23 protein-coding genes and 4 tRNA genes are annotated in these 26,570 nt (G+C 42.0%); 13 read left to right on the top strand and 14 right to left on the bottom strand.

Annotation, left to right across the window (positions count from 1 at the left end; genetic code table 11):
• Positions 1 to 31: 31 nt before the first annotated feature.
• From BEGALDRAFT_RS14265 to mutS, 5 genes are all read right to left on the bottom strand, one after another.
• Positions 32 to 107: transfer RNA gene (locus tag BEGALDRAFT_RS14265), tRNA-Thr, on the bottom strand.
• 14 nt (positions 108 to 121) lie between these two features.
• Positions 122 to 195: transfer RNA gene (locus tag BEGALDRAFT_RS14260), tRNA-Gly, on the bottom strand.
• A gap of 61 nt (positions 196 to 256) precedes the next feature.
• Positions 257 to 341 (bottom strand) — tRNA-Tyr (locus tag BEGALDRAFT_RS14255).
• A 114-nt stretch (positions 342 to 455) separates the two neighbouring features.
• Positions 456 to 1,304 (bottom strand): alpha/beta fold hydrolase, encoded by an 849-nt coding sequence (locus BEGALDRAFT_RS14250; RefSeq protein ID WP_002691143.1) that lies wholly within the window; start codon positions 1,302 to 1,304, stop codon positions 456 to 458.
• Between the two features lie 21 nt (positions 1,305 to 1,325).
• Positions 1,326 to 3,899: a DNA mismatch repair protein MutS gene (mutS, locus tag BEGALDRAFT_RS14245; protein WP_002691127.1), complete on the bottom strand. Its 2,574-nt coding sequence runs from the start codon at positions 3,897 to 3,899 to the stop codon at positions 1,326 to 1,328.
• A 446-nt stretch (positions 3,900 to 4,345) separates the two neighbouring features.
• Here mutS and cysQ point away from each other — a divergent pair, with 446 nt between their 5' ends.
• The 12 genes from cysQ to BEGALDRAFT_RS14185 all read left to right on the top strand — a co-directional run bounded on the left by cysQ (position 4,346) and on the right by BEGALDRAFT_RS14185 (position 17,228).
• A complete protein-coding gene (gene cysQ / locus BEGALDRAFT_RS14240) occupies positions 4,346 to 5,170 on the top strand; it encodes a 3'(2'),5'-bisphosphate nucleotidase CysQ (protein ID WP_408610383.1) in 825 nt (274 codons plus the stop codon).
• 180 nt (positions 5,171 to 5,350) lie between these two features.
• Positions 5,351 to 7,018 (top strand): SagB/ThcOx family dehydrogenase, encoded by a 1,668-nt coding sequence (locus BEGALDRAFT_RS14235; RefSeq protein WP_002691123.1) that lies wholly within the window; start codon positions 5,351 to 5,353, stop codon positions 7,016 to 7,018.
• Positions 7,019 to 7,128: 110 nt separating this feature from the next.
• Positions 7,129 to 7,632 (top strand): Rieske (2Fe-2S) protein, encoded by a 504-nt coding sequence (locus BEGALDRAFT_RS18435; RefSeq protein WP_002691121.1) that lies wholly within the window; start codon positions 7,129 to 7,131, stop codon positions 7,630 to 7,632.
• Between the two features lie 244 nt (positions 7,633 to 7,876).
• Positions 7,877 to 8,740: a uracil-DNA glycosylase gene (locus tag BEGALDRAFT_RS14225; protein WP_002691118.1), complete on the top strand. Its 864-nt coding sequence runs from the start codon at positions 7,877 to 7,879 to the stop codon at positions 8,738 to 8,740.
• A gap of 12 nt (positions 8,741 to 8,752) precedes the next feature.
• Positions 8,753 to 9,223 carry a ribosomal protein S18-alanine N-acetyltransferase gene (gene rimI, locus BEGALDRAFT_RS14220; protein WP_002691117.1) on the top strand — a complete coding sequence of 157 codons (471 nt, stop codon included), beginning with the start codon at positions 8,753 to 8,755 and terminating at the stop codon, positions 9,221 to 9,223.
• Positions 9,224 to 9,233: 10 nt separating this feature from the next.
• Positions 9,234 to 11,027 carry an AAA family ATPase gene (locus tag BEGALDRAFT_RS14215; RefSeq protein WP_002691115.1) on the top strand — a complete coding sequence of 598 codons (1,794 nt, stop codon included), beginning with the start codon at positions 9,234 to 9,236 and terminating at the stop codon, positions 11,025 to 11,027.
• Complete coding sequence (locus tag BEGALDRAFT_RS14210; RefSeq protein ID WP_002691114.1) at positions 11,008 to 11,427, top strand: prepilin-type N-terminal cleavage/methylation domain-containing protein; 420 nt, start codon at positions 11,008 to 11,010, stop codon at positions 11,425 to 11,427. The genes BEGALDRAFT_RS14215 and BEGALDRAFT_RS14210 overlap by 20 nt, the downstream gene beginning before the upstream one ends.
• Complete coding sequence (locus BEGALDRAFT_RS14205) at positions 11,424 to 11,840, top strand: PulJ/GspJ family protein (protein ID WP_002691112.1); 417 nt, start codon at positions 11,424 to 11,426, stop codon at positions 11,838 to 11,840. Before BEGALDRAFT_RS14210 ends, BEGALDRAFT_RS14205 begins: the two co-directional genes overlap by 4 nt.
• Before the next feature lie 75 nt (positions 11,841 to 11,915).
• Entirely contained in the window at positions 11,916 to 13,253 is a 1,338-nt protein-coding gene (locus BEGALDRAFT_RS14200) for a protein kinase domain-containing protein (protein WP_002691111.1), read from the top strand.
• A gap of 46 nt (positions 13,254 to 13,299) precedes the next feature.
• The gene (locus BEGALDRAFT_RS14195; RefSeq protein ID WP_002691109.1) at positions 13,300 to 14,583 is read left to right on the top strand and encodes an SDR family oxidoreductase; all 1,284 of its coding nucleotides are present in this window, start codon (positions 13,300 to 13,302) and stop codon (positions 14,581 to 14,583) included.
• Between the two features lie 4 nt (positions 14,584 to 14,587).
• Complete coding sequence (locus BEGALDRAFT_RS14190) at positions 14,588 to 15,055, top strand: DUF2269 family protein (RefSeq protein WP_002691107.1); 468 nt, start codon at positions 14,588 to 14,590, stop codon at positions 15,053 to 15,055.
• A 109-nt stretch (positions 15,056 to 15,164) separates the two neighbouring features.
• Positions 15,165 to 17,228 carry a SpoIIE family protein phosphatase gene (locus BEGALDRAFT_RS14185; RefSeq protein ID WP_002691105.1) on the top strand — a complete coding sequence of 688 codons (2,064 nt, stop codon included), beginning with the start codon at positions 15,165 to 15,167 and terminating at the stop codon, positions 17,226 to 17,228.
• 247 nt (positions 17,229 to 17,475) lie between these two features.
• Here the strand turns inward: BEGALDRAFT_RS14185 and BEGALDRAFT_RS14180 are convergent, their stop codons facing one another.
• Entirely contained in the window at positions 17,476 to 18,225 is a 750-nt protein-coding gene (locus tag BEGALDRAFT_RS14180; RefSeq protein ID WP_002691103.1) for a pteridine reductase, read from the bottom strand.
• A 39-nt stretch (positions 18,226 to 18,264) separates the two neighbouring features.
• Between BEGALDRAFT_RS14180 and BEGALDRAFT_RS14175 the strand changes: the two genes are divergently transcribed.
• Positions 18,265 to 19,422, top strand: coding sequence for a class I SAM-dependent methyltransferase (locus BEGALDRAFT_RS14175; protein WP_002691101.1), 1,158 nt, complete (start codon positions 18,265 to 18,267; stop codon positions 19,420 to 19,422).
• Between the two features lie 290 nt (positions 19,423 to 19,712).
• Here the strand turns inward: BEGALDRAFT_RS14175 and BEGALDRAFT_RS14170 are convergent, their stop codons facing one another.
• From BEGALDRAFT_RS14170 to BEGALDRAFT_RS14135, 8 genes are all read right to left on the bottom strand, one after another.
• Positions 19,713 to 20,609, bottom strand: a complete 897-nt coding sequence (locus tag BEGALDRAFT_RS14170; protein ID WP_002691099.1) for a hypothetical protein — start codon at positions 20,607 to 20,609, stop codon at positions 19,713 to 19,715.
• Between the two features lie 63 nt (positions 20,610 to 20,672).
• Positions 20,673 to 21,242 carry an elongation factor P gene (gene efp, locus BEGALDRAFT_RS14165; protein WP_002691097.1) on the bottom strand — a complete coding sequence of 190 codons (570 nt, stop codon included), beginning with the start codon at positions 21,240 to 21,242 and terminating at the stop codon, positions 20,673 to 20,675.
• A 94-nt stretch (positions 21,243 to 21,336) separates the two neighbouring features.
• A tRNA-Gln gene (locus tag BEGALDRAFT_RS14160) sits at positions 21,337 to 21,410 on the bottom strand.
• A gap of 72 nt (positions 21,411 to 21,482) precedes the next feature.
• The gene (gene rpsI, locus BEGALDRAFT_RS14155) at positions 21,483 to 21,875 is read right to left on the bottom strand and encodes a 30S ribosomal protein S9 (RefSeq protein WP_002691095.1); all 393 of its coding nucleotides are present in this window, start codon (positions 21,873 to 21,875) and stop codon (positions 21,483 to 21,485) included.
• Between the two features lie 3 nt (positions 21,876 to 21,878).
• Positions 21,879 to 22,313, bottom strand: a complete 435-nt coding sequence (rplM, locus tag BEGALDRAFT_RS14150; protein WP_002691093.1) for a 50S ribosomal protein L13 — start codon at positions 22,311 to 22,313, stop codon at positions 21,879 to 21,881.
• A gap of 114 nt (positions 22,314 to 22,427) precedes the next feature.
• Positions 22,428 to 24,131, bottom strand: coding sequence for an urease subunit alpha (gene ureC, locus BEGALDRAFT_RS14145; RefSeq protein WP_002691092.1), 1,704 nt, complete (start codon positions 24,129 to 24,131; stop codon positions 22,428 to 22,430).
• Positions 24,131 to 24,436: an urease subunit beta gene (locus BEGALDRAFT_RS14140; protein WP_002691090.1), complete on the bottom strand. Its 306-nt coding sequence runs from the start codon at positions 24,434 to 24,436 to the stop codon at positions 24,131 to 24,133. The genes ureC and BEGALDRAFT_RS14140 overlap by 1 nt, the downstream gene beginning before the upstream one ends.
• A gap of 451 nt (positions 24,437 to 24,887) precedes the next feature.
• The gene (locus tag BEGALDRAFT_RS14135) at positions 24,888 to 26,564 is read right to left on the bottom strand and encodes a hypothetical protein (protein WP_002691088.1); all 1,677 of its coding nucleotides are present in this window, start codon (positions 26,562 to 26,564) and stop codon (positions 24,888 to 24,890) included.
• Positions 26,565 to 26,570 lie beyond the last annotated feature (6 nt).

Genomic DNA, 26,570 nt, shown 5'->3' with positions numbered 1-26,570 from the left:
ACAAAGCTGATGTTGTAAGCGTATGAAATAATGGAGCCCATAACCGGACTTGAACCGGTGACCTCTTCCTTACCAAGGAAGTGCTCTACCGACTGAGCTATATGGGCTAATATCTTGTGTTTGGAGCGGGTGATGGGAATCGAACCCACGCTATCAGCTTGGAAGGCTGAAGTTCTACCATTGAACTACACCCGCTTTACTTAATACATGGGACTACGTGACTACCTAAAGACCTACACCGTATTAAATTCTGGATTGGTGGAGAGGGAAGGATTCGAACCTTCGAAGGCTGAGCCGGCAGATTTACAGTCTGCTCCCTTTGACCGCTCGGGAACCTCTCCACTGTTAAAGAACGCTCATTCTAAATGAGGTTTTTTTTAATTGCAAGTATTTTTTGTCACTTTGAAGTCTTAAATTTATGGGTGACGATATCCGCCGACATGCAGACGCGCATTTTATGCTAATAACCAGTCTTGAATCAACTGGATTTGTTCTGTATTCATCAAGGCCGGAGCATGACCTGCATCGGCGATTGTATAAACTTCTGTTTGTGGGTGAATCTCTTGCATTTTTTGTATGGTTTCAACAGATAATAAGTCTGATTGTTGACCATGAATAATGAGAACAGGACAAGTAATTTTTTGCCAATACTCCCATAATTCAACAGCTTCTATGGGTTTATCGGCTGGATGTAATGCTTGGATAATGTTTGCGTCATAGCAAAAACGATACCCTGTGGGGGTATCTGGGCAAGCACTGTTTTCCGTGAGTTTTCGCCATTGTTGTGCTGTTAATTGTCCAAAAGGGGCATGAACGGCACGAATATAAGTTTCAAATGCGTCAAGCGTATCAAAGTGAGTAGGACGAATTTGTAAGTATTGAACAATCCGTTCTAAGGCTTCTTTTGGGATAAACGCGCCAATGTCGTTGAGAATAAGACGTTGAATAGGGGTTTCTGGAATACCTGCTACAAACATGCCGATAAGTCCGCCCATCGATGTGCCTAACCAATCAACGCGAGGAATATTTAATGTTTTTAGCAAACATAACATGTCGGCGACATATTGCGGATAGTGATAATGTTCAGGGGGAAGCCATTCACTTTCCCCTCTTCCTGCAACATCAGGACATAACACACGATAGTGTTCTGCCAACTGGCTTGCTATATCGTCAAAATCGCGTCCATTCCGTGTCAAACCATGTACACATACTAATACATTCGGATTGTCAATATCTCCCCATTCATGATAAGCCAAACGGTGTGCCCCATCAGGATGAGGACAAGTCACAAATTTAGTTTGCATTCCATTACCTTCCTTTGTCGTTTAAAACTCATTTGAATCGTCTAAAAGACCCTGTAATTCATATAATACTTCTAAGGCTTGTTTTGGCGTTAAATTATCTGGATTAATCGTGCGCAATTTTGCAACAACAGGCGATGTCATTATGGCAGGTGTTGTGGCTATAGGTGCAAGATTTAGCTCAATTTGTTGTGCGCCTGCATGATATTGTTGTGATTCTAAATGTTTTAAACGGACACGTGCTTGTTTAACCACATTTTTCGGAACACCTGCTAATAAGGCGACTTGTAAGCCATAACTTTTATTTGCAGGTCCTTCTTTAACACGATGCATAAAAATCAATTTATCTTCTTGCTCTATCGCATCTAAATGTACATTAACAACGGCGCGACAAGTTTCGGGTAAGCGGGTTAATTCAAAATAATGCGTTGCAAATAAGGTATATGCGCCGACTTGTTTGGCTAAATATTCCGCACATGCCCATGCTAAAGATAATCCATCAAAAGTACTCGTTCCGCGTCCAATTTCATCCATTAAAACCAAACTATTACGGGTTGCATTATGCAAAATATTGGCGGTTTCTGTCATTTCTACCATGAAGGTAGAACGCCCTCCCGCTAAATCATCACTCGCCCCAATACGGGTAAAAATACCATCAATTGGCCCAATGATTGCCTCTTGTGCAGGTACAAAACTGCCGATATACGCGAGTAACACAATTAATGCTGTTTGTCGCATTAAGACAGATTTTCCTCCCATATTCGGGCCTGTAATGATTAACATACGGCGGTGACTGTCTAATATCACATCATTTGGCATAAATGGCGTTTCTAAAACCACTTCTACAACAGGATGTCGTCCTTCAACAATATGAATACCTTCTTGATTGCTAAACATTGGTGGATAATACTTTAACGTCTCCGCCCGTTCAGCAAAGTTATTTAAAACATCAATTTCTGCTAAAGCAGCAACACAAGATTGTAACGGTACTAAGGCTTGCAATAAGGTTTCTAACAACTCCTCATACAAATACTTTTCCCGATTTAATGCCCGCTCTCGTGCACTTAATACTTTATCCTCAAAATGTTTTAACTCCTCCGTGATATAACGCTCAACCCCTTTCAACGTTTGACGGCGGGTGTAATGTGTGGGCACTTTTTCCGAATGAGTACGACTTAACTCAATGTAATAACCATGAACACGGTTATAACCAACTTTTAAATTACTCAAACCCGTTTGTTGCCGTTCCCGCGCTTCTAAATCTAACAAAAACTGTTGACTGTTATCACTTAAATTGCGTAACTCATCTAATTCAGCATCAAACCCCTGTGCAATTACGCCCCCATCACGAATTAATAACGGTGGCGTTTCCACCAATGCCCGACACAATAAATCTTGCAATTCGGGAAATGTGCCTATCTGCTGTGCTAAAGATTGCAAATGGGGATGAATTAACTCACTCAATAACAACTGTAAATCTGGTAATAAGTTCAAAGCATTACGCAACTGCATTAAATCTCTTGGACGTGCAGACTTTAAGGCAACCCGCGCTAAAATCCGCTCCACATCCCCAATACCGCGTAAACACTGATATAACTTATCAATACCCTGCTGTTGCAACAATGTACCAATACTCTGATGACGACCTTGCAACACACTAATATCCCGTAAGGGACGATGTAACCAACGACGCAACAAACGGCTACCCATTGGCGTTGCACACTGGTCTAAAATCTGAACTAAGGTATAGTCCTGCTTACCCACAGCTAAACGGCTGTCTAGTTCTAAATTACGTCGTGTCGCCGCATCCAATAAAATACTATCTTCCCGTCGTTCCCACGTTAGCCCCTGAATATGTGGTAAAGTCGTTTTTTGCGTATCCCGCGCATACTGCAACAAACACCCCGCCGCCCCAAGTGCAATCGTTAATTGCTCACAGCCAAATCCTGCTAAATCCTTCGTGCCAAACTGTTGCAACAACAAACGACGCGCAACGGTTACATCAAAATACCATGCAGGTTGTTTACGGGTTGGCAACTTTGGAAACTGTAACAGACTCGTATCGCTCAACAATAATTCTGCGGGAGCTAAACGTTCCAGCTCACTAATTAACGCATCTCCATCGCTCACTTCTAAAACTGCTAAACGCCCGCTTGACAAATCCAGCGTTGCGATACCAACCCGTTGCTCTCCCTGATGCACCGCAACTAACAAATTATCTTGTCGCTCCTGCAATAACGCTTCATCCGTCAACGTGCCAGGGGTAATAATCCGCGTTACCTGCCGTTCTACAGGACCTTTACTCGTTGCAGGGTCGCCCACCTGCTCACAAATAACCGCAGACTCCCCTATGCGGACTAATTTCGCTAAATAATTTTCAATCGCATGATAAGGCACGCCCGCCATCGGAATATCCTGCCCTGCCGTCTTACCCCGTGCGGTTAAGGCGATATCTAATAATCGAGCTGCTTTTTTTGCATCCTCGAAAAACAACTCATAAAAATCACCCATGCGATAAAACAATAAAATATCAGGATATTCAGCCTTAATGCGCAAATACTGCTGCATCATTGGTGTATGGTCTGCAAACTCACTCATAATTTTTAATCTGTTGAAATAATTTTAAATAAATGCCCAACACACTTAAAAACATAAAATTGACTATCCAGCCAAAAAACGCGCGTGTCATGAATTTCGACAAATTGATGCTTTTTTCACTGCATTGTCATCTTTATTCCAAGCTATTTTCTAAAAATAACCGCTTATCCATTGCTTATTTCCCTTAATGAAATAATACATTTCCTATGCCCAAACCACGCTTAACATAAGGACAATTGCTTATAGTGTTTTACAAAAATTCAGCTATTAACTCTCTGTAAAACACCAATAATTAGCACTTAAATAAATCATTTTTACAAGTGCGTACGAAATTTGCATTTACTTGTAGAAACAACTTTTTTATTGTTAAATGTATGCATGTGTTGTATATAAGCTATTATGTGTCTTTAATGATACAAATAGTGGTTAAGTACTGGAGAAATAGAATGATGCCTGACGAATCCGACCCCGACCCAACAACTTTGTTGGACGCTGTCAACGCCATAGCCAAGATGGCAGGCGAACAAATTATGACAGTTTACGAAAAAACTGATTTTAATGTTGTACAAAAAGCTGACAAATCCCCCCTAACAGAAGCAGACATGGCGGCACACAATGCCATTCTTAAAGGATTGCAAGAGCTAACGCCTGATATTCCTGTTTTATCAGAAGAATCTGCTCGTATTCCTTTTCAAGAACGTGAAAAATGGCAAACTTACTGGCTTGTTGACCCATTAGACGGCACGCGCGAATTTATTAAACGCAATGGCGAATTTACCGTAAATATTGCCCTGATTCACAAACACCTCCCCATGCTTGGGGTTGTGTATGTGCCTGTTACAAAAGTGCTCTATTACGCTATTCATCAACTGGGTGCTTACAAACAACTCCCAGACCAAGCCCCAGAACGTATTTTTGCACGTCGTCGTGCAGGTCGTCTTACCGTTGCTGGTAGTCGCTCACACGGAGACGAAAACTTTCAACGTTTTGTCAAAACATTGGGTGAGGTAGATGTTTTAAGTATTGGTAGTTCTTTAAAATCTTGTTTAATTGCAGAAGGCAAAGTCGACGTTTATCCCCGCTTTGGACCAACATCAGAATGGGATACTGCCGCAGCACAATGTATTGTAGAACAAGCTGGTGGACATTTAACCGACGTGTATTTACAACCCCTGCGCTACAACACAAAAGAATCTTTGCTTAATCCGAATTTTCTTGTATTTGGTGATGCCAATCATTCATGGTCACACTATCTTGCACAAGCCGTATAATAGAATAGCCATTATCGCCACAGTGTGATGAAAGCTGCTAATTGATACTTTTAAAATTTAACTACAACAAACTATTAGCTTCAATTATCACCTTTCAACAAGTGTGAACTTTCTTAAAAACCTTCAAGCGATTAAACCACCTTGAAGGTTTTTTTATGTCTGCAATGAGACCTTTAAACAATGTCAACAACTGATAAAACAGCGATTGATACCATCATCGACTATCATAACCGCACAAAACACCAAACTGACCGCTATGCGGCAGGTCCTGACTTTATGGACTGGATACACCAGCCCAACCCCTTCCGTACCTTTAGCAATGCCCCCCGCATAGAATTACCTCTCTGTGCCGACCAATTAACCACACTTTATACAGAACTTTATGACGCTGACCACATTACCGTTAAACCATTGAATAAGGAAAGTATTGCTACCTTGCTTGAGCTTTCACTGGGCTTATCCGCATGGAAACAATATGGTAATGACCAATGGTCACTCCGTTGTAACCCTTCTAGTGGTAATTTACACCCCACAGAAGGCTACTTATTATTGCCCACGCTCAAAGACCTATCCGCAGGTGTCTATCACTACCATAGTTATGACCACAGCCTAGAACAACGTGCGGAAGTTGTGCAAGCGCAACATGTGGAATTTCAGCAACTGTTGCCGACAAATAGTTTTCTACTGGGATTGAGTTCTATTACATGGCGTGAAGCATGGAAATATGGCGAGCGTGCTTTCCGTTATTGTCAACATGACATCGGGCACGCACTTGGTGCGATTACCTATGCTGCACAAAGTCTGGGCTGGTCAACCCATGTATTAACCCAATGGTCAGATGAAGAAATTGCGCAGTTATTTGGATTAAATCAAGAGAGTAGTTTTAATCAAGCAGAAAAAGAAGTTCCCGAAGTCGTGTTATGTATCACTGCCGCTAACAGCGTGTCAAATTTGCAACAAATTGATGCAAAACCACTACAGTTTTTATTAAAAAATCAAATATGGCTGGGTCAAGCTAATATTTTATCAAAGAAAAAACAATTTCAATGGGACATCATAGATGTTGCGGTAAAAGCAACAGAAAAGCCCTACACAACAGAAATAATCCCCCCTACCCCTTTAAATATCCCCAGACCGCCCCTAGAATGTTGCAGTGCAACAGCGAGTCAACTCATCCGTCAACGCCGCAGTGCACAACAATTTGATGCAACAGGGACGATGAGTAAAGATACATTTTTCCGCATACTAGACAGTGTATTACCCAGAAATAACCAGTTTCCTTTTAACGTTTTACCACAAACACCAGCCATTAATCTGGCACTGTTCGTGCATAAAGTAGAAGAACTGAATAGTGGGTTATATATCCTTATAAGACAAAAGGATAAGTTAGAAACCTTACGTACTTGCTTACGTGCAGAGTTTCAATGGGAAAAGCCTGAAAACTGTCCCGCCGACTTACCGTTATACCGATTAGTCAGTGCAAACGCCCGCAAATTTGCCCGCTCACTCTCTTGTCATCAAGATATCGCTGCCGATAGCACTTTTAGTCTTGGTATGATTGCTGAGTTTTCAAGCCGTTTAGCACAAGGTGCGTGGCAATACCGTCGCTTATTTTGGGAAGCGGGATTGATTGGACAAGTTTTATATTTAGAGGCAGAAGCAACAGGTTATCGGGGGACAGGCATCGGCTGTTATTTTGATGATGCCATGCACAACATGCTGGGATTAAATGACTTGAATTATCAAAGTCTTTACCATTTTACAATTGGTAAACCTTTAGAAGACACTCGTTTAAATACCTTACAACCCTATGCCCACTTAAAAAATCGCGTTGCACCAAGCGCGTAATGTGTTGAGTTCAAGGAATAAGTACGTAGATACATGCTCACACAAGGAATAAATACCCGAGGAGTTTGGAAAAGGATTTTTTATATTTTAATGTTTTTTTAGGGTTATTTATGATGAACATTCGTTATTCTACTATCGTGAACAGTCAACCATTATCTCGACTACGTAACTTGACCGAGAAAATCTGTCATAGCTACTCCTTACCTGAGCGCGGAAAACAAACCTTTTGGGTTATCCACCGTAGCAGCCTGCAAGAAGCCTTATTAATTCGCTATAAAGGGCAAGTTTACGCCTATCTAAATCGTTGTTTATACGAAGGCGAACCTTTAGACAGTGAAGATGGTGAAGTCTTTGACGCTTCAGGGAACTTTTTATGCTCCAGCCATAATGGAATTTGCTACGACCCGCGCACAGGTGAATGCTTTAGCCCGATTGCTTTAGGGGAAAAGTTAATAGCACTCAGCGTTTATGAATTTAACGGCATGGTCTTTTTGAAAGACAAGCAAGCGACCTTAGCCAATAAAAACCTACTGCAATTCCCAATTGGTAAAAATACAGATACACAATTATTCATCCAAAATGAATATTCCTGTATTTACCATCCAGAAAACTAAATTAGCTTAGTTTTTTGAGTAAAATCTTGTAAATACAAGCGGTTGTTAATGCAATAACCTCTTTAATATTGCATATTAGTCATATCACTGTAAAAAACCGCTTGTTTATACAACAAATCTTATAAAAAAACGTTTTAATCTTGTTTTATAAGGTTTTACGTAGATTTAAACCCTGACTGATTCTGTGTTACCATTTTGAACTAAATTCATTTCAAATTGTTTCACAACATCCCCCTTTATTCCCATGAATGCTGTCAATCCTGCGCTGCGTCGTCACTACTTAACCGCCATGGGCATACAGCAATGGGTAAGGCGTAGTTTACCTGTCGAAGAAACCAGCGACGTATTACCCCAAACACCCCATATACAAGAAAATCCTACGCTATCAAATAATAAACAACCTAACATCCATTCTCCGTTACAAACCCTACGCCAAGGTTTACAACCGCAACAACACACGACTGTTACAACTGCACCGCGCCATACTGAACAAGCAGAAAATGGTGATAGTCTGAATTTTATCGACCAAGCGGCGCGACTGATTACCCAACTTGATTGGACAACATTAGAAACACGTGTTAGTACCTGTACTGCCTGTCGTTTACATCAAGGCAGAACCCAAACTGTTTTCGGCGCGGGCAATCTCCAAGCCGATTGGTTACTAATCGGTGAAGCACCAGGAGCAGATGAAGATATACAAGGTCAACCTTTTGTCGGTAAAGCAGGACAATTACTCACACAAATATTAAATGCCTTACAACTACCCCGTTCAACGGTTTACATTGCCAACGTATTAAAATGTCGTCCGCCTGACAATCGCAACCCTGCACCTGATGAACTCGCCTGTTGTACTCCCTTCTTAGACCGTCAAATTGCACTGTTACAGCCCAAAATTATCATTGCTTTAGGCGCGTTTGCTGCGCAACATTTATTAAATACACGAAAATCAATTGGTGAATTGCGTGGCAAACAACACCATTATGCAAATACCAATATTCCCCTCATCGCAACCTATCATCCTGCATACTTACTGCGTAGCCCCTCACAAAAAGCGAAAGTGTGGCAAGATTTTCAACTGGCTTGCCAACTATTTACCCATCCAACATAAACTTAAATACTTATGAGTGCTGTTTTAAAACCTTTAGCCTTTACTATCCGTCCCATGCAACAAACCGACATCACCAATATCATGATGATAGAAATAGTTGCGTTTAGTCATCCATGGACAGAAGGCATTTTCCGCGACTGCTTGCGGGTTGGTTATCCTGCATGGGTTTTAGAACAAAACGGCATATTATTAGGCTACCTCCTCATTTCCATCGTCCTAGACGAGGCGCATATCCTCAATATCTGCGTGCATCCCGACCATCAACGCTGTGGATATGGGCAACGACTATTAGAATATCTTTTTGAAACTTCAGTAAAAAGAAATATAAAAAACATCTTTTTAGAAGTACGAGCATCTAACACTGCCGCGCATCGGCTTTATACCTTAATGGGATTTACGCAAATCGGTATCCGCAAAGATTATTACCCAACCCATCAAGCGAATATAAAAGAACATGCTTTAGTATTAACTAAGGTATTATGAGGCTGAATTTATGAAATTTCCCTATGGTATCAGTGATTTTAAACTGCTTATCAGTGAAGGTTATTATTATTGTGACCGTACTGATCGCATTCCCTTAATAGAAGAAGCAGGCAAACAATTAATTTTTCTGCGCCCGCGCCGTTTTGGTAAAAGTTTACTGCTCAATATGTTAGCGAACTATTATGATATCGCTAAAACAGAACAATTTACGCAATTATTTGGACATTTGAAAATTGGAGAAAATCCAACAGTAAAACATAATCAATATGTTGTAATGACGTGGGATTTTTCCGCCGTTCTACCAATGGGAAATACAATAGAACTTAAGCAAGCACTTTATAATTATTTAAATGTGCAAATGCTCGCCACGTACCACACTTATCAAGCCTATTTCTCTGAACCCTTATTAGTGCAAGAAGACGCATTAATGACGTGGCATCACCTGTTAAGCCTTATTCGCCAAACCCCCTACAAACTCTATTTATTCATTGATGAATATGACAATTTTGCCAATGAAGTCATGGCAACGAAAATAAATGAGAATCAACGTTATGCAGAACTAGTTTATGGTGAAGGCTTATTAAAAAGCGTTTTTAAAAATATCAAAATCGCGGCAACAGGTAACGGTTTAGAACGGGTTTTCATCACAGGCGTTTCCCCTATCGTTTTGGCAGATATGAGCAGTGGTTACAACGTAGTTACCAGCATTTATCGGCTACCTGAATTCAATGATTTATGTGGATTTCATGCAGAAGAGATTCAAACTGTTTTAAGCAAAATTGCAGAAAAATGTGCCTTTTCTGCGAAACAACAGCAAACAGCTTTTGAAGTAATGAAGCAGTTTTATAATGGCTATAGTTTTTCATTAAAAACAGATTCTTTAGTTTACAACCCTACGTTAGCATTATATTTTTTACGTCATTTAGCGCAATACTGCGAATATCCTGATGAGTTGCTCGACCACAATTTAGCAATGGATAGAAACCGCTTAAACTATATTGCCCAATTACCGCATGGAAGCGCGGTGATTGAGAATGCTTTAGATGAGGCAAATACGTTTTCTGTGCCGAAAATTCATGACCGTTTTGGCTTAGAAGATATGCTGAATCATGTGCAAGGAGAAAATGAACTTGCTTCATTATTGTATTATTTAGGTGTTTTAACCTTAGATGGTACAACACCATTCAGGGATACAAAATTGCGTATTCCTAACCTAGTGATTAAAAGCCTGTATGTTGAAAAATTAAGACAATTACTTTTGCCAACCGTGCAAGACCAAGATTATCGAAAAATTCTACAACCTTTTATTGCAACAGGAAATTTACAAGAGTTATGTGATTTTATTGCCAGCCGTTTCCAAGTATTCAGTAACCGTGATTATCGTTGGTCGGGCGAAATGGCGTTAAAAACCGCATTTTTAATGTTTTTATTCGACGACCGTCTTTATATCATGGATTCCGAACCCGAATTAAATCGCGGTTACGCTGATTTAGTGATGATAGTCCGCCCTGATGCGCGACAATATCAAATCCTCGACCACTTGCTCGAATTCAAATTTCTGTCTTTAAAAACGTTGGGATTAGACGCAACGCAAATTAACGCATTATCAGAAACTGAATTACATGCCCTGCCTGCAGTACAAACCGCCTTTACACAAGCGACACAACAGTTAAATAGTTATCGTCCGCCCTTACTTGCCCATTATGGCGATGCACTACGCTTAAAAATGACGGCTGTCGTAGCTTTAGGATTTGAACGCATTGTTTGGCAAGGGATTGAAGTGAATGAAACACTTATCAGTTAATCATTTTAAGGTCATGGGCTTTACCCTCTTAGAATTATTACTGGTTCTATTATTAATTGGCTTATTAGCGGGGATGACCTTACCGCGCTTAAGCAATTTATACGATACTTTTCGCGCAGCTTCCGAACGAGAAGATATTTTAATTCAACTGGGGGGGTTAGGTTATAAAGCCTATCAACAAGGTAAAGTGTTTACCTTGACAACATTCCCCGCAACAGCAGAAGAAAAACCCGTTGAATTACCGCTGAATTTGCCGACAGGTTGGCGTGTTGTTGCTGAAAGTCCCATTATTTTTCGAGAAAATGGGGCTTGTAACGGTGGAAAATTAACCTTGTTTTATCAAGAAAATCTTTCTTATAAACTTGAATTACGCCCGCCTTTTTGCCAAGCGCATTTATGATAAAGCAACGCGGATTTACCCTATTAGAAGCCATTGTTGCCCTCGTCTTAATTGCAACGACGGGTTTAGCCTTGTTTAGCTGGATTAACACCAATTTATTCAGTTTATACCGTGTGCAACAAGTCCAACAGCAACATGAAGCCGTGCGTAATGCTTTAGCATTGATTAGCACAATTAATCCGTTAGTCCGTCCAGAAGGGCGCGAACCGTTAGGACAATACCAAGTCGCATGGACATCTAACGCGATAGAGCCGCCCCGCGATGGGATTAATCGCGTTGGTAGCATAGGCTTATATCAAGTAGCTTTGTTTGAGATGACCGTACAAATTTATCAAGCGGAAGAACTACTCACGACCTTTAATTGTCGACAAATCGGTGCAATACAAGTGCGCGACCCTGCGACAGACTTATAGTAAAATCCGCATAGATTGTCTTAAGTTTTTCTCCCTATTCCTGTTTAAATTGCCGATTTTAAAGAGCTGATTGCTATGTCATTGCGTAAAGGACAACCCGTTACCGCCGAAATTTTACAATATGCGCTTGTTGTACAAGAGAAATTAGGAGAAGGCGGACAAGGCGAAGTTTACCGCGTTACTCATCAAGACCAACAAGCCTATGCCTTAAAATGGTATAACGTCGAGCAATCTACGCCTGAGCAACAAAAATCGATTCGTGATTTAGTCACCCATGGTGTGCCACGCGGTGCGGCGGGTAAACGCTTTATTTGGCCTTTAGACATCGTAACCACGGCAAATAGTGCACAATTTGGCTACTTAATGCCCTTAATCGATACGCAACGCTTTGGCGAATTAGGCGAAATCCAAGCCCATCGCAAACCCGCACCCAGTTTTGCAACCCTCTGTGAAATCTCTTACCAAATTGCCAATAGTTACCGTACTTTACATTTAGAAGGTTATTGTTATCGTGATATTTCAGCGGGCAACATCATGTTTGACACACAAACAGGAGAAACCCTCATTTGTGATAACGACAACGTCGGCATTAATAACAGTAAGGAAGGAGCGCAGATTTGGGGCACAATGGAATATATGGCTCCCGAAGTGATACGCGGGCAGGCAAAACCCTCGATTGAAACCGACCAATATTCGCTAGCCATCTTACTTTTTAATTTATGGGTTTGGCATCATCCCATGCATGGCGAAATGGAATATCAAATTTATGTCTGGGATTTACCTGCAAAAAAACGCATTTATGGCGAAAATCCTGTTTTTATTTTTGACCCACACAATCGCAGTAACCAACTCCCAGCCGATGCGGAATACAACACCGCCCGCAAACGTTGGCAATATTGCCCGCCAAGTTTACAAGCCCTATTTATCCGCGCATTTACAGAAGGGCTACATTATCCTGCTAAACGAGTTACCGAAGGCGAATGGCAAGATTTATTTTTAGAATTAAAAGACAACGTTCTTGCTTGTCCAAAATGTCACGCAGAAAATTTATGGTCAGCACAACAAAATCAAGTCCGTTGTTGGCACTGTCAAACCATTATCGCCATTCCGCCCAAGCTCCAAATTACCCATACCAAAGGCAAACATATCTTATTACTGCACAAAGGCACGCAATTATTACAGCGTCACATTCAACCCAGCAGTGATAAAACCTCGCAAGTGATTGGCGAAGTCGTACAAAATCCAAATAATCCAACAGTGTGGGGAATTCGTAATTTAACAGGCTATAACTGGACAGCGACGTTACCTAATGGGCAGATTAAAACCGTAGAACCCCAACGCGCCGCACCTTTAAGTTTAGGCTTACGTTTAGACCTATTTGCAGGCAACGCATGGGCGGAAATTATTAATTAATCTATCTTTAATGGTTATGAAATGATGCTGACGAGAGGTTGTCATCATGCGCGTTTTTCTCACAGGGGCAAGTGGTTTTATAGGACAACAGTTAGTCATTGCATTATTAAACGCACGCCATCAAGTCATTGCCTGCACCCGACACCCCGCTCGTTGGCAAGCCCAATACCCACAAGTACAGTGGATTGCTTGTGATTACACGCAAGACCATCAGCCCGATATCTGGCTTTCCCGTTTAACCAATGTCGATATTGTTATTAATGCTGTCGGTATTATTCAAGAAACTGCACAACAATCGTTTGAGGCATTACATACTCGCGCCCCTATTGCGTTGTTTCAAGCAGCAGAACAGTTAGGCATTCGGCGAGTCTTACAAATTTCAGCGTTAGGCGCGGAGGCTGAGACTTATACGGCGTATCAACGCAGTAAACAGTTAGCAGATAATGCGTTATGGCAATTAGACCTAGACCCGATTATTGTTTACCCTTCCATTGTCGTTGGACGTGGTGGCGGAAGTACAAGTTTATTCAGTGCATTAGCTGCATTGCCGATAATTCCGTTAATTGGCGATGGACAGCAACGGTTGCAACCGATTCATATTACTGATTTTACTGTGTGCATCTTGCGTTTAATCGATAACTGGTCAGGTCGACAACGGTTGGCTTTTGTGGGTTGTGAAGAAGTCCGTTTTAGTGACTTGTTACAGTTGTTACGGCAATGGTTACAACTTCCCCCCGCGCTAAGTCTTGCTTTACCGCTTGCGTTAATCACACCACTGGCAAAACTAAATAATCACTTAAAAATTGGCGCATTAAACAGGGATACATTAGCCATGTTGCAACGTGGTAATTATGCGGATGTACAGCCCTTAATCAACGCAACCGCTTATACCCCTTGCCCCTTAATGCAGGCTTTAGCCACACAACCCGCTGTGACTGGCGACCGTTGGCAAGCGCGATTGTGGTTTTTGCGTCCTTTATTGCGGTTGAGTATTGCTTTTTTATGGATATGGACGGGCATTGTCTCTGCCTTTTTATATCCAACGTTAGAGAGTTATGCCTTATTAGCGGCAACGGGGGTGACGGGCGCGTTGCTCGCACCGTTGGCGTTATATGGTTCGGCATTATTAGATTTTGTGCTTGGTTTAGCGACATTATTTGCGTATCGCTTGCGTTGGGTGGTTTTTGTGCAATGTGGCTTAATGTTGGGCTATACGATTTTAATCAGTTATGGTTTAAGTGAATTATGGTTGCATCCTTTTGGCGCGATTAGTAAAAACTTACCGTTATTGGTCGCAACCTTGATACTGTTAGTTTTAGAGGAACGCTAAAACCGTGAACACGTATTTATTATTAAAAACCCTGCATATTCTCAGTGCGACTTTATTATTTGGTACAGGGTTGGGGAGTGCTTATTATTTATGGCGGGCGCATTTAAGCCGTCATGTCGCAACCATTGCTTTAACGGCTCGTCATGTCGTTTTTGCGGATTGGGTATTTACAACAACGACGATTATTGCACAACCGTTAACGGGTTTTTTAATGGTGTGGTATGCGGGCTATTCTTTAACTTATTTGTGGATTTGGTTGACGTTGGTGTTATATGCGGTTGCGGGGGTTTGTTGGTTGCCTGTGGTGTGGATACAAATTCGTGTGCAACGTTTGGTAACAATTGCGTGGCAGAATGAAACAGAATTACCGCGAGAATATTATCGTTTAATGATGTGGTGGTTCTGTTTAGGTATTCCCGCCTTTTTCAGTATGGTTATTGTTTTTTTTCTGATGGTGTTTAAGCCAACTTGATTATGTGCGATATGCCGTTTTCTATGCTTATCTGGACGATAAAAATGTGTAGCGATAATGCATTATGTATCAGTTGATTTTTAAACGGTATTCGTTAAAAACTTTAATCATGTTACCAACGACCGCGCTTGTATTGATTGCGGTAGGACTTGCGGGTTATCTCTCTTTTCAAAGTGGACAAGTGGCGATTAGTAGCGTTGTAGCGCAATTGCGTGATGAACTAAACGCCCGTATTCAGCAACATTTAGATAGTTATCTCGCAATGCCTCCGCATTTAAATCATCAAACAGCGCAGGCTTTTAAAATGGGTTTACTCAGTACAGATAAACCATTTGCACTCACCCAGCATTTTGCAACACAAATACAGGAAAAACAGGGAATTCCCTATATTTATTTTGGAAAAAATAACGGACAGTTTTTTGGGATTAATACAGATACAACCCCATTAAGCTATGAATTAGCTTCTGATAGTTATCCCTTTACCGTTGAAAGCTACAATAGCGACGACGCATTAAACCCGATTTTATCCCCTAAAAAACAGATATTAGTCGATTTTGATAGTCGTCAACGTCCTTGGTATCAAGCTGCTGTACGAGCAAATAAACCCGTTTGGAGTGAGATTTACTCATTTTTACCTAAACAAGAATTAGGCATTACACACAGTCAATCAATTTTCTCTAATACAGGCGAGTTTTTAGGCGTTGCGGGGGTTGATTTAACCCTATCGCAAATTAGCCAATTTTTACGCACCTTGGATTTATATACGCATGGGGAAATGTTTATTATTGAACCCAATGGCGCAATCATCGCTAGCACGACGCAGGCATTAACGAATGCTAAAACAGGGGAAGAACGGTTATTTCTCGGACAAAGCGATAACGCTTTATTACGCCATATTGCCGAGCAATTAGCGCAAGACAATATCCTGTTATCCGCGCTTAAAACGAGTACACAATTAGATATTAACTTAGGGCAAGAAAAATACTTTTTGCAATTATCCCCGCTAGAAAATCCGAATTTACCCCGTTGGATTATTGGTGTTGTGTTGCCCGAAGATATATTTATGGCGACGATACATCGCAATACTTATTTAACTTTGTGGATATGGGGTTTTGCCTTGATTTTAAGTCTAATTTTAACGGGTGTGTTTTCTCGTCGAATTATCAAACCAATAGACTATTTAAAATCCGCTGTGCAAGCCTTAGCCAATGGCAACTGGTCGCAACCACTGCCTGCTTTACGACGACAGGATGAAATTGGCGATTTAGCCCGCTCTTTTCACTCTATGGCGGAGCAATTGAAAAATGTGTTTGATACCTTAGAAACACGGGTTGCTGAACGAACACTAGAACTTGCACAAGCAAATCAAGAAATTAACTTATTAAATCAGCAGTTAAAAGCAGAAAACATGCGTATGAGTACAGAACTCGCCATTACGCGCGAAATTCAGCATATGGTGTTACCGCGTTTAGAAGAATTAGAGCAGGTTGCAGAATTAGAAATTGCGGTATTTATGGAAGCTGCGACAGAAGTCGGTGGTGATTATTACGATGTATTGCAACATCAGAATTATGTAAAAATCGGGATTGGCGATGTCACTGGGCACGGTTTAGAAAGCGGAGTATTGATGCTCATGGTACAAACTGCCATTCGTACCTTGCAAATGAGTAATATTAATGACCCTAAATTGTTTTTAAGCATTTTAAATCAAGTGATTTACCGTAACGTGCAACGGATGAATTCTGATAAAAATTTGACCTTATCTGTATTGGATTATGCTGATGGTAAAGTCTTACTTAGTGGGCAACACGAAATTGTGTTATGGGTTAAGGATAACGGCGAAATCGAGCGTATCGATACCTTTGAATTAGGATTTATCTTAGGCATAGAGCCTGATATTGGGGCGTGGGTAAATCAGCGAGAAATCGATTTAAAAGCGGGGGAAGGGTTAGTTTTATATACCGATGGCATCACAGAAGCCCGCAATTTAGAAAAACAACTTTATGGTATCGAACGTTTATGTCGTTTGATTACGCAATATTGGACAACGAGCAGGCATGTTGAGCAGATTAAACAGGCTATTATTGATGATTTATATCAATATTTAGAGGGACAACCTTTAAAAGATGATGTGACATTAATCATTTTGAAACGCTGCGCAATGTCTGATTAAAAATGAGGCTGCCCTGAATAAAAAATCCTGCTAGGTTTTTAAAATCTAACCTGAGTTCGGCGATTTTCTTTTAAAAAGACAACAGCTAGTCTGAATCAGGATTCACAGAATTCACAGAATTTTCAGAATTAAAAAGCGTTATTCACCTTAACTTTTTGGTTTAAGGGGTTAAATCCTGTCAATCCTGAAAATCCTGATTCAGACAATTCATTATTTTAAAATCAATTTATTATCGTGCTTAGGTAACTTACTGCACCAGTGTCCGCCCGCCATCCACGGCGATAATTTGCCCCGTGATATAACCCGCATCGCGAATTAAAAATAAAATCGTTTTTGCAATGTCTAAAGGTTCGCCATGTCGTTTTAGGGCTAAGGCTGACACAAGCCGTTGCTTGGTGACTTCATCCATGTCTTTTTCAGGCCATAAAATTGCCCCTGGTGCGACACCGTTGACGCGAATCGACGCGCCTAATTCTTTGGCAAGGGATTTGGTCAGCATGATTAAACCTGCTTTAGCTGTGCTATAAACAGGATGATTTTTTAACGGGCGTTCTGCGTGGATATCGACCATATTTACAATGCAACCGTTGACAGCGGATAAATAGGGCGTGGCAGCTTGTGCTAGAAAAAACGGGGCTTTTAAATTGCTGTTAAATAAATCATCCCACTGGGCTTCTGTGGTTTGTCCAATGGGGGTGGGGTAAAAGCTGGAGGCATTGTTAATTAATACGTCTAAACGTCCGAAATACTCGGCGGCTTGTTGCACCATACGGGTTAATTTGGCAACATGCGCTAAATCGGCTTGTAGTAATAGCACTGAATCCGCCCGAATGGCGTTTAATTCTGCCTGTAACGCATGGGCATCTGCTTCAGACTCACGATAATGTAATGCCAATTTCATCCCCTGCGCATGTAACTGACGCGCGGTTACTGCGCCTATCCGCCGTGCAGCTCCTGTAATCAATGCTACCTTATCGGTCAATTGCATATCCTGCATAAACCTCTCCTTTTCTTCTAATTAGCTTGTGAGAAAACCATGTCATTATCGTTACCTGATGACCCTTTAGCGATTGAGCATCATCACCGTTTAAAAGCCTATATCAACGCCCAAATTCAACAAGCAGGCGGTGCTATTTCTTTTCAGGCTTTTATGGAAAGCGCGTTATATGCGCCCCAGCTGGGCTATTACAGTGCAGGAATGCGAAAGTTTGGCGCGGGGGGCGATTTTGTCACCGCGCCTGAATTATCCGCCTTGTTTTCCCAGTGTCTTGCAAAGCAATGTCAAGCGGTTTTAAACAGCGTAGAAAATGGCGTGATTATCGAATTTGGGGCAGGCACGGGGATAATGGCAACGGATATATTACGTAGTTTAGCGCAATGGGACTGCTTGCCGAGTCGGTATTACATCGTAGAATTAAGCCCCAGTTTGCAACAAGTTCAGCAAGAAACATTAAAAAGCCAAGTCCCTGAGTTATTTTCCCGCGTCGAATGGTTGCAACAATTACCGAGTGAGCCTGTACAAGGCGTTATTTTAGCGAATGAAGTATTAGACGCGATGCCCGTGCAACGTTTTCAACTGACTGATGATGATGTCTTAGCGTTTTATGTCACCGCAGAAATGGATATATTTCAATGGCAAACCCGTTCAACTAACGACAATGTTTTACGCCAACAAGTAGAAGCGTTGCGTCCGTTGTTACCTGTGGGCTATACCTCAGAAATCAATCCGACATTGTCAGCATGGGTGCAAAGTTTGGCGGATATTTTAGAAAAAGGATTAGCAATTCTCATTGATTATGGTTTTCCTCGCGCTGAATATTATCATCCTCAACGCCATCAAGGGACATTGATGTGTCATTATCGCCACCAAGCGCACGGCGACCCATTAATTTTAGTCGGCTTGCAAGATATTACTGCACATGTGGATTTTACTGCCGTTGCTGAGGCAACTATCGGTACTGATTGGAACGTTGCAGGCTATACCAATCAAGCAAACTTCTTATTGAGTTTAGGATTAATGGAAGCATTAGCCCAGTATCAAGCGGATGAAGTGCGTTATTACAATATGAGTCAAGCGGTCAAACGCTTGTTATTACCCAGCGAAATGGGCGAATTATTCAAAGTCATTGGCTTAAGTAAACACTTGGATATTTCTTTGGCTGGGTTTACCTTAGACCAACGTGGTCGGCTGTAATACCCCCTACTTGGAATAGTGCGAAAACCCTTTGTTAGCATGGCTATAATAACCTCAGTTCTACGAGTTTCTTTTAAAAAGACAACAGGTTGTCTGAATCAGAATTTTCAGAATTAACAGAATTTAAACCTCTTAAACCAAGAAATGAATGCGAATCACGCTTTTTAATTCTGCTATAGCAAACGTGCCATAAAGTGATTTAAATTTAGGACTGGCAGTCCTGTAAGGACTGCCAGTCCTTCGCATCGTTTTATAGTGCGTTTACTATATCAATGTGTCTTTAGCAAGTCTCAGATATTATTATCCATCGTCAATCCTAACGATTGCACAAGCTGTGTTAAAGGTTGTTGTAGTGCTTTATTCAGGGTTAAGGCTTGTGTTGGTTTGAGTAATAGGCGTAGATGTGTTGGATTTTTGATAAATCGCTGTAAACTTTGCAGTAAGCTGTTATCAAATGGGAGTTTGGTTTGTGCGAGTCCTATTTGTAGCGTTTGAATCAGTTTGTCTTGTAGGACATCTATCGTTGTATCGTTGCGTTGCGCCCAGAATTTCCATAGCCGTTGTAATAATCCTTGTTCAGAATAGCTTAAGGTTAATTCTGTTAACGCGATTTGTTGCGCCATTTTGGCGAATTGGGCGGGCGGTGGGACATTCATTAGGCTTGTTTGTAGTTGTAGTTTTCCCCAAGAACCTGCGTCGATAACGGCTTGTAGTTGTAGCGATTGTTCATCTTGTTGTATCGCTTGAATGTCTATTTCTGCGTTAAATGATAAATAGCCTAATTGTCTTAATTCTTTCGGGGTGACGTAGTAGGGGGCGTAACCGAATAAATTAAGCCAGATGGGCATGGGGGGGGCGGTGTCGCTGAGGGGAATTTGTAGCCCTGAAAGGTGAATTTGTGCGGAACTGGGCAATTGTTGGGGGTTATACCATTGGTAAACTCGGTAAATTGTTAGGTGTTCAATCGTAATCCCTTGTAAATCAGGGGTGTCTATACTGACTTTTTTTAGTTGTATTGCACCTGTGGGGCTGAGGCTGGCTTGTTGGTAGCGAAGATTTGTAGTGGGGAACGTGGTTTGTAAGGTACGTGCTAGATTAACGTTTAACCAGTGGTCTAAATAGGCTTTACTACCGCCTAAAAGGGCAATAAAGAGGAGTAGGAGGGGAAAGCGTATTTTTTGCCACATGGATAGGTACGCGAAGGCAAGCAGGACAGTGGGCAGAGAGCTACCCACTGTAAAGGGGGTTGCTTATTTATTGACGCGGGATAAGTATTCGCTGGTACGGGTATCAACGCGAATTAAGTCGCCAACGTTTAAGAATAGGGGCACACGCACGGTTGCGCCTGTTTCTAAGGTTGCGGTTTTGCTACCACCGCCAGAGGTGTCGCCACGAATACCGGGTTCAGTGTCGGTAATGGCTAAAATAACGAAGTTAGGGGGGCTAACACCAATTGGCGCGCCATTCCATAGCATGACGGTGCATTCTTCTTCGCCTTTGAGCCATTTAATGGCTTCGCTGACAATCGCGGGGTCAGCGGCAAATTGTTCGAAGGTATCGGGTACCATGAAGTGGTAAAATTCGCCGTCGTTGTACAGGTATTGCATTTGTGTTTCAACGACATCCGCGCCTTCTAAGGTGTCACCTGATTTAAAAGTGCGTTCTAAAATCCGTCCTGTTTTTAAATTGCGTAATTTAACGCGGTTAAAGGCTTGTCCTTTTCCGGGTTTTACGAATTCGTTTTCGACAATGGCACAAGGGTCATTTTCAAACATGACTTTAAGTCCAGACTTAAATTCGCTCGTACTGAAAACAGCCATACAAACTCCCTTAATTGTAAATACGGAATAATTTTAAAATCCAATAAAAATGCGCTATAGAAAAACTGATTTCTATAGCGCACTCGGTAAAGTCTGGCTGGGGAACTAGGATTCGAACCTAGGTTGATGGAGTCAGAGTCCATAGTCCTGCCACTAGACGATTCCCCAATACAGTCAACTATTAAGTGTAGTAGATAGCCCGTTGTAATCGGTTGGATAATAGTTGACTGGCGAGAAATATTAACGTTTTGAGTATTGTGGACGCTTACGGGCTTTCCGTAAACCGACCTTTTTACGTTCTACTTCACGAGAATCACGGGTCACAAAGCCCGCTTTGCGTAAGGGAGAGCGTAAGTTTTCATCGTACTCAATTAATGCGCGTGTCAAACCGTGACGAATCGCGCCTGCTTGTCCTGTATTGCCACCGCCTTCGACAGAGACAAGAATGTCGAATTTATCATGCAGTTCAGCAACATCTAAAGGTTGACGGACAACCATCCGTGCAGTTTCACGACCGAAATATTCATCTAAGGGACGGTCATTAACTGTAATTTTGCCTTCGCCAGCTCTTAAGTAAACACGTGCAGTGGAGCTTTTACGCCGACCTGTACCGTAGTATTGAGTAATTGCCATACATTAACCTTTCAAATTTAATGCGATAGGTTGTTGCGCGGTATGAATATGCTCTGTCCCCGCAAACACTTTTAATTTACGAAACATGTCACGACCTAAAGGGCCTTTAGGTAACATGCCTTTCACGGCAATCTCAATTAAACGTTCTGGGGCTTTTTCTTTGAGCTTGTCAAAACGAATACCTTTAATACCGCCTGTATAACCACTGTGGTGGTAATACATTTTAGACGTTGCTTTGTTGCCTGTAACTTGGATTTTCTCGGCATTGATGATGATGATGTAATCACCGGTATCAACGTGCGGCGTGTATTCTGGTTTATGTTTACCGCGCAAACGTCTGGCGACTTCGGTAGCTAATCTACCTAAAACCATGTTATCTGCATCGATGACATACCAGTCCCGCTTGACGGTCTCAGGTCTGGCACTGAATGTTCTCACTGGTAATCCCTCCAACGGGAAAAGATGAAATCTGTTGCTTTTAAAAAAAACCTGAATTTTAGTATTTATCTATCTGACTGTCAAGCGTAAATGGGCTATCTTCTTGAGTAGATGTTAAAACAAGAAGTATCGTTGCGCGAGCGGTAAAATAGTAGCAGGTTCACAAGTTAATAGTTCTCCGTCGGCACGGACTTGATAAGTTTGAGAATTAACTTCTATATGCGGTTTATAGTGGTTGTGTATCATGTTTGCTTTGCTAATGGTGCGACAGTTTTCTACCGCAACTAGGCGTTTATTTAAGCCGATGTGGCGACCAATGTCTTGTTGTAGGGCAGCTTGTGAGACAAAGGTAACGGCGGTGGCTAAACGTGCTCCCGCTAACGCGCCAAACATGTAGCGGTAGTGGACGGGTTGGGGGGTAGGAATGGAGGCGTTAGGGTCGCCCATGGGGGCGGCAACGATTGCCCCACCTTTGATAATCATCGCAGGTTTGACACCAAAAAAGGCAGGTTTCCACAGGACTAAATCGGCTAATTTGCCGACTTCAATCGACCCAACTTCGTGGGCGATACCATGGGCAATGGCAGGGTTAATGGTGTATTTGGCAATGTAGCGTTTAATGCGGAAGTTATCATGATGGTTGGCATCGTCTGCTAGGCTACCGCGTTGTACTTTCATTTTATGCGCCGTTTGCCATGTGCGCGTAATGACTTCGCCAATTCGTCCCATCGCTTGAGAGTCGGAAGAAATCATTGAAAACGCGCCCATATCGTGCAGTATATCTTCTGCGGCAATGGTTTCGCGCCGAATTCGTGATTCAGCAAAGGCGACATCTTCGGGAATCGCAGGGTCTAAATGGTGGCAAACCATGAGCATGTCTAAATGCTCATCGACGGTGTTAATTGTATAAGGGCGAGTGGGATTGGTAGAGGAGGGTAATACGTTGCGTTCACCGCATAATTTAATGATGTCGGGCGCGTGTCCTCCGCCTGCACCCTCAGTGTGGTAAGTATGGATAACGCGGTGTTTAAACGCGGCAATCGTGTCCTCGACAAAACCTGATTCGTTGAGTGTATCGGTATGAATGGCAACTTGTACGTCATACTCTTCGGCAACATCTAGGCAGTTATCAATCGCGGCAGGCGTTGTACCCCAATCTTCATGCAGTTTTAAACCAATAGCACCTGCTTCGAGCTGTTCTCGTAAGGGGTCGGGTAGGCTTGCATTGCCTTTGCCTAAAAAGCCGATGTTCATCGGTAAGGCTTCAGCCGCTTGTAGCATTCGATGAATATGCCATACGCCCGATGTACAGGTGGTGGCATTCGTGCCTGCGGCTGGTCCTGTTCCCCCGCCTATTAGGGTGGTAATCCCTGACATTAAGGCATCTTCGACTTGTTGGGGACAAATAAAATGAATGTGTGAGTCAATTCCGCCAGCGGTCACTATCAAGCCCTCGCCTGCAATAACTTCTGTTCCCGCACCTAGAATAATGTCGACGGCGGGTTGGATATCAGGATTACCCGCTTTTCCAATGGCATAAATTCGTCCGTTTTTTAGCCCAATATCAGCTTTTATAATTCCCCAATAATCAATAATCAGGGCGTTTGTAATAACGGTGTCGACAATATCGGCACTGGTTGCTTGACCTTGTCCCATGCCGTCGCGGATAACTTTACCGCCACCAAATTTAACTTCTTCGCCGTACATGGTGCGGTCTGCTTCGACTTGAATCCATAATTCAGTATCGGCTAAACGAATTCTATCGCCAACAGTCGCGCCATACATATCCGCATAAGCTCGCCGTGAAATAATCGCCATTATAACGCCCCCATGATTTTTGCATTAAAGCCATAGACTTGTCGTCTGCCTGCATAAGAGACTAAAACAACGTCGCGCGTTTGCCCTGGTTCGAAGCGGATGGCTGTTCCTGCGGGTATATCGAGCCGAAAACCGCGCGTTATTTCGCGGTCAAACTGTAGCGCGTTGTTAGTTTCATAAAAATGATAATGAGAGCCTACTTGAATGGGACGGTCGCCTGTATTCGCAACAGAAATACGTAGAGTTTCCCGTTTTGCGTTTAATTCAATTTCACCACTTTGTACGATTATTTCGCCTGGAATCATTGTTATATTCTCCTTGGTTTATTTTGTTGTGAGTTATCCAGTTAGGCGGTTTTTATGGGTATATCTAGGGCTTAGGCTTTAAAAGCATAGTTTAATTGTGGTCTAAAAACCAAATCTAAATAACTTGAGTTCGGCGAGTTTCTTTTAAAAAGATAAAAGCTTGTCTGAATCAGAATTCACAGAATTTTCAGGATTAGCAGGATTGAAAAGCGTGATTTGCGTTAATTTTTTGGTTTTAGGGTTTAAATCCTGCTAATTCTGTTAATAATTCTGAAAATCCTGATTCATGTGTTCCGATAGACCTGCTAGGTTTTGAAAACCTAGCAGGTCTCTGGTTTATTTTATAAATCTCGCAAAACTGGGGGGGGTTAAATAAAAAGACCTTCTCAACGTATCATTAGAGAAGGTCTTTTTTTTAGCGCGTAATATTTAGGCTGGTTTAAGTGGCTATTTATTGGGCACTTAACCAGTTAGTCACTTTTTCCCAGCCCGTACTGAGTGGACGGAATAGGTCGTAATCACCCGCTGGGTCGCCGTTGGTGTAACGTTTTTCACCTGTGATACCTTGATAGCCTTCTGCTTTTAACGCCGTTGCGCCTGTGATGATATTGCTACGGTTGAGGGATTTAGCGGGTATTTTATGAATAATTGTACTTAATTCGCCGACGGCATCATAAGTGTAGTCGCTAAGGCTAGTATTTTGTTCATGGGCTGTTTGTGGTAGTAACAGGGCTACATCACTGGATTGGAACGTTTGCGCATTGTAGTTTGTGCTGTCGCTGAGTAGCCATCTGCCTTCTGGATGTTGGGCGTATAAAGCGGGGAATTGTCCACCTAAATAGATAACCGCATCGGCTTGAATGACATCTAAGACAGTGTCGATAAGTTGTGCATTTTCGCTAGTACCGTCAAAGGTTAAAGTCGTGACCAGTTGCGCGAGGGGGGCAATGTTGTCATTAACAATACCATCGGTTTGTTCTAACTGCGATTCAGTATTAAAGGCATTCCTGAGAAGGTTTAAGTACAGGTCAAAACTATAAATCGTGGAAGTCGGCAGGTTATCGTCAATAATGGTGACATAACGGAATAATCCTTGTTTTTGTTGTGCAACCTCATCAACTAATTGGTAAATTTTCTTAGCTTGTGTCGTATTTGTGGGGGATAATAATAATACGTTGTCATAGGAAGTGAGTAAGGAGGCTGTGCCACGAATAGAGACTAATAAGGCGGGATTTTCTGTAGCAATATTGCTTACTGTTAAGGTTGGTGCTGTTGCAGTGGTTAGGAAAGCAAGGATATCTTCATCATCTAAATAGCCCCGTCTTGTTTCTGCTCCTTCTGCTTTGGGTTGTCCTTGTAATAAAGTCCCTAGTTGTTGTAAATCAGATTGCCAATAAACAGTTTCTAAACCCAGTCCTTGCAGTTTGTTGGAGAAGTCTGTGAAAGCCCGATTAACGCCATTGGTTAAGCTTTCGTGAGAGGCATTTGTCGCGGGTGGAAAGATTGCGACGATGCGTTTATTCAAGCGGAAATATTCAATATTAGAAATTTCGCTACTGGTTTCTGTATTGTAGGCTTTAACACCGATGAATAAGGTAGTGTTGTTGGGTAAGTCGGCACTGATTTGGGTTTGAGTGCCTACATCTAGGGTTTGCGCGCCTGTTCTAAAATCAGGGCTATTGGCGTAAATGAGTTGATAACCCGTTGCATTTTCGACGGCTGTCCAACTGAGATGAATGCCTAAACCTTGTTTTTCTGCGGTGATTTGTGGAGCGGTTAATGTGGGGGTTATTGCAGGTTGATGGACATGGAGAATGTCGGAAAAGTCACTTCCGCCATCGTGATTATAAGCTTGAACAGCTAGCCACAGGGCTGTATTGGGGGGTAATTGAATGTCTGCGGTACTCACAGCCGTTACATCCCCTAAATCAATAGAACTTAAGTTGCTAAAGTCAGGATAATTTGCATAAAACAGGGTATATCCATCCGCAAAATCATCTTTTTCCCAACTGAATGAGAGAAAATCTGCTTGTTGGGTCAATTTGACATGCGGGGCTTTAGGTGGAAGTGCGTAGAGGGAAGATGCCCATGTGAGGGTGAATAAGCCAATGATTAATTTTTTTAACATAGTCTT

The organism is Beggiatoa alba B18LD, assembly GCF_000245015.1.
GTDB lineage: Bacteria > Pseudomonadota > Gammaproteobacteria > Beggiatoales > Beggiatoaceae > Beggiatoa > Beggiatoa alba.
The sequence above is the reverse complement of the archived record's forward strand: the minus strand, read 5'-3'. Positions and strand labels throughout refer to the sequence as shown.

Coding starts and splice junctions, on each gene's coding strand:
- BEGALDRAFT_RS14140 (WP_002691090.1), bottom strand. CDS start 24,436: ATGATTCCAGGCGAAATAATCGTACAAAGTGGTGAAATTGAATTAAAC.
- cysQ (WP_408610383.1), top strand. CDS start 4,346: ATGATGCCTGACGAATCCGACCCCGACCCAACAACTTTGTTGGACGCT.
- BEGALDRAFT_RS14200 (WP_002691111.1), top strand. CDS start 11,916: ATGTCATTGCGTAAAGGACAACCCGTTACCGCCGAAATTTTACAATAT.
- efp (WP_002691097.1), bottom strand. CDS start 21,242: ATGGCTGTTTTCAGTACGAGCGAATTTAAGTCTGGACTTAAAGTCATG.
- rpsI (WP_002691095.1), bottom strand. CDS start 21,875: ATGGCAATTACTCAATACTACGGTACAGGTCGGCGTAAAAGCTCCACT.
- BEGALDRAFT_RS14205 (WP_002691112.1), top strand. CDS start 11,424: ATGATAAAGCAACGCGGATTTACCCTATTAGAAGCCATTGTTGCCCTC.
- mutS (WP_002691127.1), bottom strand. CDS start 3,899: ATGAGTGAGTTTGCAGACCATACACCAATGATGCAGCAGTATTTGCGC.
- BEGALDRAFT_RS14210 (WP_002691114.1), top strand. CDS start 11,008: ATGAAACACTTATCAGTTAATCATTTTAAGGTCATGGGCTTTACCCTC.
- BEGALDRAFT_RS14170 (WP_002691099.1), bottom strand. CDS start 20,609: ATGTGGCAAAAAATACGCTTTCCCCTCCTACTCCTCTTTATTGCCCTT.
- BEGALDRAFT_RS14135 (WP_002691088.1), bottom strand. CDS start 26,564: ATGTTAAAAAAATTAATCATTGGCTTATTCACCCTCACATGGGCATCT.
- BEGALDRAFT_RS14250 (WP_002691143.1), bottom strand. CDS start 1,304: ATGCAAACTAAATTTGTGACTTGTCCTCATCCTGATGGGGCACACCGT.
- BEGALDRAFT_RS14225 (WP_002691118.1), top strand. CDS start 7,877: ATGAATGCTGTCAATCCTGCGCTGCGTCGTCACTACTTAACCGCCATG.
- BEGALDRAFT_RS14195 (WP_002691109.1), top strand. CDS start 13,300: ATGCGCGTTTTTCTCACAGGGGCAAGTGGTTTTATAGGACAACAGTTA.
- BEGALDRAFT_RS14215 (WP_002691115.1), top strand. CDS start 9,234: ATGAAATTTCCCTATGGTATCAGTGATTTTAAACTGCTTATCAGTGAA.
- rimI (WP_002691117.1), top strand. CDS start 8,753: ATGAGTGCTGTTTTAAAACCTTTAGCCTTTACTATCCGTCCCATGCAA.
- BEGALDRAFT_RS14185 (WP_002691105.1), top strand. CDS start 15,165: ATGTTACCAACGACCGCGCTTGTATTGATTGCGGTAGGACTTGCGGGT.
- BEGALDRAFT_RS14235 (WP_002691123.1), top strand. CDS start 5,351: ATGTCAACAACTGATAAAACAGCGATTGATACCATCATCGACTATCAT.
- BEGALDRAFT_RS18435 (WP_002691121.1), top strand. CDS start 7,129: ATGATGAACATTCGTTATTCTACTATCGTGAACAGTCAACCATTATCT.
- BEGALDRAFT_RS14180 (WP_002691103.1), bottom strand. CDS start 18,225: ATGCAGGATATGCAATTGACCGATAAGGTAGCATTGATTACAGGAGCT.
- ureC (WP_002691092.1), bottom strand. CDS start 24,131: ATGGCGATTATTTCACGGCGAGCTTATGCGGATATGTATGGCGCGACT.
- BEGALDRAFT_RS14175 (WP_002691101.1), top strand. CDS start 18,265: ATGTCATTATCGTTACCTGATGACCCTTTAGCGATTGAGCATCATCAC.